6 protein-coding genes, 1 tRNA gene and 1 pseudogene are annotated in these 8,629 nt (G+C 60.0%); 4 read left to right on the top strand and 4 right to left on the bottom strand.

Annotated elements, in window-relative coordinates:
* A partial coding sequence (locus J9892_RS20420) for an RNA-guided endonuclease TnpB family protein (RefSeq protein ID WP_210538796.1) occupies nt 1-369 on the top strand: 369 nt, incomplete at its 5' end.
* On the opposite strand, the pseudogene J9892_RS20415 reads toward J9892_RS20420, so the two are convergent.
* The 3 genes and pseudogenes from J9892_RS20415 to J9892_RS20405 form a co-directional block, all read right to left on the bottom strand.
* Nucleotides 313-1,858 (bottom strand): annotated as a pseudogene (locus J9892_RS20415) (lytic transglycosylase F). The gene J9892_RS20420 and the pseudogene J9892_RS20415 sit on opposite strands and share 57 nt — an antisense overlap.
* Nucleotides 1,859-2,035: 177 nt before the next feature.
* The gene (locus J9892_RS20410) at nt 2,036-3,721 is read right to left on the bottom strand and encodes an aspartate:alanine antiporter (RefSeq protein WP_029314601.1); all 1,686 of its coding nucleotides are present in this window, start codon (nt 3,719-3,721) and stop codon (nt 2,036-2,038) included.
* Between the two features lie 772 nt (nt 3,722-4,493).
* Nucleotides 4,494-4,569 (bottom strand) — tRNA-Asn (locus J9892_RS20405).
* Between the two features lie 132 nt (nt 4,570-4,701).
* Here J9892_RS20405 and uvrB point away from each other — a divergent pair.
* The 3 genes from uvrB to J9892_RS20390 all read left to right on the top strand — a co-directional run bounded on the left by uvrB (nt 4,702) and on the right by J9892_RS20390 (nt 7,778).
* Complete coding sequence (gene uvrB, locus J9892_RS20400; protein ID WP_210538794.1) at nt 4,702-6,714, top strand: excinuclease ABC subunit UvrB; 2,013 nt, start codon at nt 4,702-4,704, stop codon at nt 6,712-6,714.
* Entirely contained in the window at nt 6,711-6,968 is a 258-nt protein-coding gene (locus tag J9892_RS20395; protein ID WP_041215068.1) for a DUF1232 domain-containing protein, read from the top strand. The genes uvrB and J9892_RS20395 overlap by 4 nt, the downstream gene beginning before the upstream one ends.
* A gap of 147 nt (nt 6,969-7,115) precedes the next feature.
* Nucleotides 7,116-7,778, top strand: coding sequence for a DedA family protein (locus J9892_RS20390; RefSeq protein WP_010674909.1), 663 nt, complete (start codon nt 7,116-7,118; stop codon nt 7,776-7,778).
* Nucleotides 7,779-8,024: 246 nt separating this feature from the next.
* Here the strand turns inward: J9892_RS20390 and dsbB are convergent, their stop codons facing one another.
* Nucleotides 8,025-8,546 (bottom strand): disulfide bond formation protein DsbB, encoded by a 522-nt coding sequence (gene dsbB, locus J9892_RS20385; protein WP_010674908.1) that lies wholly within the window; start codon nt 8,544-8,546, stop codon nt 8,025-8,027.
* Nucleotides 8,547-8,629: the final 83 nt, after the last annotated feature.

The raw sequence follows: 8,629 nt of genomic DNA, 5'->3' as shown, positions 1-8,629 counted from the left end.
ACCAGTCAGCCGGGGCGCAACGTCCGGGCAAAATCAGGGCTGAATCGTTCGATATTAGATCAGGGCTGGTTTGAGCTGCGCCGCCAGCTCGAATACAAGCAGGCATGGCGAGGTGGTCAGGTGTTGGCGATAAACCCGGCCTACACGAGCCAGCAGTGCGCCTGTTGTGGGCATACTGCGAAGGATAACCGCCAGACGCAAAGCCAGTTTAAATGCGCTGCGTGTGGTTATGAGGCGAACGCCGATGTGAACGGCGCTCGCAATATTTTAGCGGCGGGACACGCCGTTTTAGCCTGTGGAGGCGCGGTGCAATCAGGCCGCCCGATGAAGCAGGAACCCGGTACTGCGCGAGCAGCTATCACCCAGTAATGGGAATCCCCCTCCTGTGACGCGAAGCGCTAAGGTGGGGGAGGATGTCAACACCAGCTTGTAGGCGATGTAGTACTTGTAGATGTTGCCCACATAGGTGACCGTCTCGGGGCCGATTTTCTCTGCCGCCACGTACTCGACATTGTGGAACCAGACGTTGGGATCCAGCCCCCGTTTCCTGGCCTCGGCACGGAGCCTGGCTACCCGGGCGGGGCCGGCATTGTAGGAGGCGAACGAGAAGAGGGCCTTGTCGAGGGCGGTCATGGGCTCGTCCGCATAGTAGTGATCGATCATCCAGCGCATGTATTTGACGCCCCTGTGAATATTGGGCTCGAGCTGGCGGATGTCGCCGACCTTCAGCCCCTTGCCGGTGGCGGGCATGATCTGCATGATGCCGATGGCGCCCACATGGCTACGGGCATGATGGTTGAGGGCGGACTCCTGGTAGCCCTGGGCCGCCATCAGCAGCCAGTCCATGTCATAGCGTTCGCCATATTCACGGAACAGCTCGACCACCTGCAGGAATTTCTTGCGCTCCGCCTCGGCGGCGGCGCTTTTGACGAACTTGTTCTGCTTGAGATAACGGGCCAGGATCTCATCCCCCGTCGCCTTGCCGCGCAGCGCCTTGATCTGCTCGTTGAGCATGGCGAGCAACTGGGGGCTCTCCTTGCGCACCGCCCAGGCGATGACGCCCCCTTCCCGGAACACGGGGGCGTCGTGAATGGTGATTCCGGGGAAAATCTTTTGCCAGAAGCGGGCCTTGTGCTCGTCCATGACGATGAAGGGGAGCAGGCCTGCGTTCACCATCTCCACCAGATCTTCATCTTCGAGTACCTCCGAGGCGGGTTGGAGGTCGATGAGGGGCTCTCCCGCCGACTTGCGGGCCTGGTTGTAGGCCATGAGGCTACTCGTAGTAGCTGGAGGAGGGGCGCACGAAGACGCGCTGGCCCCCGAGATCGGCGGCGCTTTCCACCTTGGGGGAGAGGGGGCCGGAGACGAGCAGCTCCCGCACGTTTTCAAGCAGGGGATCGGTGAAGGCGATACCCTGCTTCTTGCGCTTGTCCGTGATGGTGAGATTGGCGGCGGCGATGTCGCCTTTGCCCTCGATGAGGGAGCTCAGCAGCGCTTCCCGGGCCACGGGAATGAAGACGAAGTGCACCTTGAGGTGGCGCTTGATCGCCTTTTGCTTGCGCAACTGTTCGTTGAGACGCTTTTCCACCTACATGAAGGCATCGTAGGTGACGCCCCGCTGCACGCCCTTGGTGATGAAGAACCCCGTCTTGTTGTAGGTGGTGAGCACTCGGATGGTGCGCTGCTCCAGCATGACGTCGAGATCTCCCAGCCTGGGTCTGGCAAGCTCGTCCCCCTCAAAGCTCAGGGCGCTTTTCTCCGTCTCTGCCTCGGGGGCCACCTGCTTGCCGGATTCGGCCCCCCAGGCTGGCGTCAGGGAGCAGAACCACCAGATCACGACCATCCATGCGCGTTTCATCACTTACACCTCGCTCGTTTTATTGAGTGTAAGTGGCGCCTTGTGGGTGATTTAGCTTATTGGGTTTGATAGAGATGGCCCCATAGCACGATTTCCACTATTCCATCCAGGAGTGCCCGCCCATGAAAAAAGGAGCCCCGAGGCTCCTCTTTTTCTGCGTGTTGCGGGCCCGTTTGGCTAGAACCAGAAGCCGATGATGAAGGAGCCCGCCAGGGTCAGCATGACGTTGGCCACCGCATAGGTGCCGGCATAGCCGAGCGCCGGGATGGAGCTGTTGGCCGCTTCGTTCACCACGTCCATGGCCGGGGCGCAGGTACGTGCGCCCGTGATGGCGCCGAGCAGCAGGGCTGGGTTCATTTTGAGCACCCAGACACCGAACAGGTAGCCTACCAGCACCGGCAAGGTGGTCACCAGCATGCCGGAGAAGAGCACCACCATCCCCACTTCGCTCAGGTGATCAAGGATGCCGCCCCCCGCCTTGAGGCCGGTACTCACCATGAAGACAGCGAGCCCGAGATCCTTGGCAAGGCGCAGGGCCCCCGGCGGCACATAGCCCACCGTGGGGTGGTTGGCCCGCAGGTAGCCCATCAGGATCCCCGCCAGCAGCAGGCCGACGGCATTGCCGAGGCCGAACTCTATCTGGCCGAACACCAGGGAGACGGAGCCGATGAGCAGCCCCAGCACGAAGAAGGTGGCAAAGGCCACCAGATCCGTGGTCTGGCTGTGGATGCTGATGAAGCCGATCTTGTTGGCCAGCAGCTTGACCCGCTGCTTCTCGCCGCTGATCTGCAGCACGTCACCCTTTTGCAGCATGATATTGCGATCGAACGGCATCTCGATCTGGGAGCGCACCACCCGGTTCAGGAAGCACCCCTTCTCGGTGAGGTTGAGCTCCACCAGGTGGCGACCCACCACGGCATCGTTCTTCACCACGATCTCTTCGGTGACGATCTGGAGGTCAAGCAGGTTGCGATCGAACACCTCTTTGCCGTTGCGGTAGTTGACGTCGAGCTTCTCGTGGCTCTCGGGGTAGCCCACCAGAGCTATCTCGTCCCCTTCCTGAATGACGGCATCACCGTCGGGGCTCGCCAGGATGCCGTTGCGGCGAATGCGCTCCACATAGCAGCCGGTGTGGGGATAGATGCCGGTCTCCCGCAGGGTACGCCCCCCGATCCAGGCGGCGAGCTCTGGGCCGACCCGATAGGCGCGGATGATGGGCAGATAGGTCTTGCGGCTCTCGCTGTCGGACAGCCCCCGCTCGCGCGCAATCTTCTGCGCTTCGGTATTGAGATCCAGCCTGGCCAGGGAGGGGAGGTAGCGCACCACCAGCATCAGCCCCACCAGCCCCACCAGGTAGGTCAGGGCGTAGCCGATGCCCATGTTGTCCAGCACCGACTGCATGTCGGTCTGGTGGGGCAGGTTGAGCAATCCGCTTCGCAGGGCGTCCTGCGCCCCCACCAGGGCCGGCGTGGAGGTGAGGGAACCTGCCAGAATGCCGGCGGCCATGCCGGGCCCCAGATTAAAGAACTTGGCGAGCCCCACGGTCAGCAGCAGGGCCGACAGCAGGATCACCAGGGTCAGGGTGATGTAGTGGATGCCGTCGCGAAGGAAGACGCTGAAAAAGTGCGGCCCCGCTTCAATTCCCACACAGAAGATGAACAGCATGAAGCCGACGTTTTCAGTGGAGGTGGAAAACTGGAATCCCATCTGGCCAAACAGCAGGGCGGTGAAGAGCACGCCTATGGTGTTGCCTATCTGGAAGTTGCCGATGCGTACCTTGCCCAGCAGCAGCCCGAAGGCTAGTACCACGAACAGCAGCAGGGAGTCGCTTTGATGTAGCAGTGTCACGAAATCTATGGTCATGCCCGGAAAAACCGAGGATAAAAGTGAGGCCGATATTGTGCCGGATCCTGTATCAAGAAAGAAGCGCCAAAGCGGATTAACAGCCAGTTAAGTGCTGGTCTCTTCGATGAAGATAGGGATGCGAGGGGGGGGCTGGGGAAAACACCTCTATTTTACGCTGCAAGGCCCGCTGTCAATGAGTGAAATATGCTGTTGAGCAGAGAGGGGATGACGCTCCTGTGGACAATTTATTACCTGCTGCATGGGGAGCAAACGGGCATGTTTTTCAGCATTTTCCACTGAGGAAATTGAAGGGTAACAAAAGAGACTCATGACTCATCCGGCGAGGGCTGACCCGCAGGACGCGGCATAGCGAAAAAAAATCCCCCACAGGCAGCACCGCGAGTCGATTCATCCCATTTAGGGGGGAAGGGAAAAACAGCAGAAAATGGGGAAGAGCGGGGGCAGCCATCGCAAACCGGGGACAATGGCTGCCAGCCCAGATGAACCGTGGCTTTGGTCAAGTTACCCACAGAAACTGTGGATAACCCTGTTTATGAAACTTGGCGATCAGGCTGAAAGCCGCGCCAATACTGGGCTGCAAGGACTGTTCAAAAAATACCTGCAATAAATTGTTTCTATAAAAATCAAATAGTTATACGCAGCAGAACAAAACGCTGCTGGTCAGTAACGGGAGATCAAAAGGGAGTCAGGCCGCAGGGGAGGGCTTGTGCATTAAAATTGGAAGAGGAAAGCACTAAAGTGGATAACTTGCACCGAGATGGTGAGGAATTGGCTCCCCCGACTGGACTTGAACCAGTGACATACGGATTAACAGTCCGCCGTTCTACCGACTGAACTACGGGGGAACATCAGGCAAGGAGGTGCATCATACAGAGGTCGTATTTCAGGGTCAATAGCCATCAGGGAGGGTGAGCGGATACCCAGCTCCTTCAACTCGGGGTACACTGCTCCCTTGCCGTTTTTTGCCGGGAGTCGTCATGAGCAAGTTATTCCAGTTGGCCAGCCAGTTTCAACCCGCCGGGGATCAGCCGAGGGCCATCGCCCAGCTGCTCGATGGCATCGAGTCGGGACTGGCCCACCAGACCCTGCTCGGGGTGACCGGTTCGGGCAAGACCTTTACCATGGCCAACGTCATCGCGACTCTTAATCGTCCCACCATGATCCTGGCCCCCAACAAGACCCTGGCGGCCCAGCTCTATGGGGAGATGAAGGAGTTCTTCCCCGACAACGCGGTGGAGTATTTCGTCTCTTATTACGATTACTACCAGCCCGAAGCCTATGTGCCGACCACGGACACCTTCATCGAGAAGGATGCCTCCATCAACGATCACATCGAGCAGATGCGGCTGTCAGCCACCAAGGCGCTGCTGGAGCGGCGCGACGTGGTGATCGTCGCCTCGGTATCGGCCATCTATGGTCTGGGGGATCCCCAGGCCTACCTCAGCATGATGCTGCACCTCAAAGTGGGGGACGTGATCAATCAGCGGGATATCCTGCGCCGCCTCGCCGAACTGCAGTACACCCGCAACGACATGGCCTTCCAGCGCGGCACCTTCCGGGTGCGGGGGGAGGTGATCGACATCTACCCCGCCGAATCGGACAAGCTGGCCCTGCGGGTGGAGCTGTTTGATGAAGAGGTAGAACGCCTCTCCCTGTTCGATCCCTTGACCGGCGCCATCGAGCAGACGGTGGTGCGTTACACCATCTACCCCAAGACCCACTACGCCACCCCGCGGGAGACCATTCTGGGTGCCATCGAGCACATCAAGGAGGAGCTCAAGGGGCGGCGCGAGCAGCTGATGAACCTCAACAAGCTGGTGGAGGAGCAGCGCATCAGCCAACGCACCCAGTTCGACATGGAGATGATGCAGGAGCTGGGTTACTGCTCCGGTATAGAGAACTACAGCCGCTACCTCTCCGGCCGCGCACCGGGTGAGCCGCCGCCCACCCTGTTTGACTACCTGCCGGGGGACGGCCTGCTCATCATCGACGAATCCCACGTCACGGTGCCGCAGATCGGCGCCATGTTCAAAGGGGACAGATCCCGCAAGGAGACCCTGGTGGAGTACGGCTTCCGGCTTCCCTCGGCGCTGGACAACCGGCCCCTCAAGTTCGACGAGTTCGAGGCGCTGATGCCCCAGACGGTGTTCGTCTCGGCGACCCCGGGTCCCTACGAGCTGGAGAAGTCCGGCGGTGACGTGGTGCAACAGGTGGTGCGTCCCACCGGCCTGCTGGACCCCGAGATCGAGGTGCGTCCGGTCACCACCCAGGTGGACGACCTGCTCTCCGAGATCCGCAAGCGGGTCGCCGTGGAGGAGCGGGTGCTGGTCACGACACTGACCAAGCGGATGGCGGAGGACTTGACCGAATACCTGGCAGATCACGAGGTACGGGTGCGCTATCTGCACTCGGACATTGATACCGTGGAGCGGGTGGAAATCATCCGCGACCTGCGCCTTGGCAAGTTCGATGTCCTGGTGGGCATCAACCTGCTGCGCGAAGGCCTCGACATGCCGGAAGTCTCCCTGGTGGCCATTCTGGATGCGGATAAAGAGGGCTTCCTGCGCTCCACCCGCTCCCTCATTCAGACCATCGGCCGGGCGGCACGTAACCTCAACGGCAAGGTGATCCTTTACGGCGATACCATCACCAACTCCATGAAGGTGGCGATCGAAGAGACCGAGCGGCGCCGCGCCCTGCAACACGCCCACAACCTGGAACACGGCATCGTGCCGAAGGGGCTCAACAAGGCCATCGGCGATGTGATGGACATGGGGGGCAGCCGCACGGCGGGCAAGGCGGGCAAGGGGAGTCGCAAGGCTGCCGAACCGCAAGGGGAGTACCATGCCCGCTCTGCCAGCGAGATCAGCAAGGAGATCAAGCGGATGGAAGAGCAGATGTTCCAGCATGCGCGGGATCTGGAGTTCGAACAGGCGGCGGCGCTGCGGGATCAGATCCAGCGGCTGCGCGGCGAGCTGATCGAGTCATGAGCACCAGACGCTGGCTCATCTGGCGGCGTTTGCGCCGCCTCTATCAAGGCTTTCGCCACCCAGGCACGCCCTGGTGGGCGAAGGGGCTGGTGATCCTTATTCTGCTCTATGGCATCAGCCCGGTGGACGTTGTCCCCGATGTGGTGCCTCTCCTTGGCTGGCTCGACGACGCTACCTTGTTGCTGCTCCTCTTGTGGGGCTGGGAGAAATGCTTGCCCGGCGAGGTGCTGGCCGCTCTGGACAAGGCCGAGTGAGCAGAAGCCTACGTTCAGGGAGAGGGGAAAAGAAGGGGGGACTGAATGACTCCCTTCATGGGATTCGAAAAAGGGGACCATGGGGAGATTGTGAGCCAGGTCTCATTGGCGTAGACTCCACGCCGTTCACTTCATGGGTACCAAAAAATGGATCTGATCCTCTTTGCCATCGACTTTATTCTGCACGTTGACGTGCATCTGAAAGAGCTGTTCGAGAACTATGGCGTCTGGGTATACGCCATCCTGTTTCTCATCATCTTCTGTGAAACCGGGCTGGTGGTGACTCCCTTCCTGCCGGGGGACTCCCTGTTGTTTGCTGCAGGTGCCCTCACCGTGGGCAGCGTGTTGGACGTGCACACCCTAGCCGCCGTGCTGATCATCGCCGCGGTGCTCGGCAACGTGGTGAACTACACCATAGGCCACTTCTTCGGTGAGCAGCTGTTTCGCAACCCCGATTCCAAAATCTTTCGCCGGGACTATCTGGTCAAGACCCATGCCTTCTATGCCAAGCATGGCGGCAAGACCATCATCATCACCCGCTTCCTGCCCATAGTGCGCACCTTCGCCCCCTTCGTGGCGGGCATGGGGGCCATGACCTATCCCCGCTTCCTGGCGTTCAACCTGGTGGGGGGGCTCTTGTGGGTGCTCTCCTTCGTCTATGCCGGCCACTTCTTTGGCAATCTGCCGGTAGTGCGCCACAACTTTACCCTGCTCATCTTCGGCATCATCGCGGTCTCCTTGTTGCCCATGGTGATCGGCATGGTGAAGGCCAGGAGAAGTGCCAGCAAGGCTACCTCCGAAGGCGCGTGACATCGCCGTGCACGACATGAAAGAAGGGAGCCGATGGCTCCCTTCTTGTTGGTAGGCCGAGTGGCAGGTCGCTGCTGCGCCCTTTGACCCGCTTGTGGCCTGTTACGATGATGCACACCCGCAGGCAGCCACTTCATTGGCAGAACAGGGAGAAGGAGATCCGGCCCTCTGGGCATGGGGTCGTGAGGCGATAAAGAGGAAATAAAAAGGGAGCCATGGGCTCCCTTCTTAGGGTCGAGTGACGAACTAGTTGCAGCAGCGCCCTTTTATCAGGTTGCCAGCAGCCACGATGACGAACACCAGCAGATAGGCGGCAAAGATGACCACGAGCCACTGCGGCATGGAGAAACCGAGGAACTGCCAGCTGATCTCGCTGCAGTCGCCGTCCGGGTAGAACATCCAGGGAACCCACTTATCCAGTGGTGCCCAGGCAGGGAAGTCAACAAATCCCTCGCATACGTTGAAGGGGGAGGGGTTCATCTGGTAATCCACATGCTTGAGCGCCAGTTTCAGGCCCCAGAAGGCGCTGTAACCCCACAGGAGCATGGCACTCCAGCGCAGGTACCAGCGCTCTGGCGCGACCATGCCGAGGAGGCCGGCCGTGAGTACGCCGAGGAGGGCGATACGTTCATAAATGCACATCACGCAAGGGTGCAAACCCAACACGTGCTGGAAGAAGAGGGCGCAGAGTTCCAGCGCGAAAGCGGAGGCTGCCAGCAATCCCCAGGCCAGACGATGACTGGCAATGCGGCGAAGATACTCGATCATATGATTGATCTCTCAGAGAAAAATAGTGGCTGAATTAGAGCAGAGTCCCATCTGAAAAGAAAGGGGCCGAACAGCCCCTTTCA

Source organism: Aeromonas sp. Prich7-2, from assembly GCF_017939255.1.
Taxonomy (GTDB): Bacteria; Pseudomonadota; Gammaproteobacteria; order Enterobacterales; family Aeromonadaceae; genus Aeromonas; species Aeromonas caviae.
This window is presented reverse-complemented; position numbering and strand designations above follow the sequence as displayed.

What these genes read in the sequence shown, in the direction of transcription:
- J9892_RS20410 (WP_029314601.1), bottom strand. Translation starts at nt 3,721, where the DNA reads ATGACCATAGATTTCGTGACACTGCTACATCAAAGCGACTCCCTGCTG.
- uvrB (WP_210538794.1), top strand. Translation starts at nt 4,702, where the DNA reads ATGAGCAAGTTATTCCAGTTGGCCAGCCAGTTTCAACCCGCCGGGGAT.
- J9892_RS20395 (WP_041215068.1), top strand. Translation starts at nt 6,711, where the DNA reads ATGAGCACCAGACGCTGGCTCATCTGGCGGCGTTTGCGCCGCCTCTAT.
- J9892_RS20390 (WP_010674909.1), top strand. Translation starts at nt 7,116, where the DNA reads ATGGATCTGATCCTCTTTGCCATCGACTTTATTCTGCACGTTGACGTG.
- dsbB (WP_010674908.1), bottom strand. Translation starts at nt 8,546, where the DNA reads ATGATCGAGTATCTTCGCCGCATTGCCAGTCATCGTCTGGCCTGGGGA.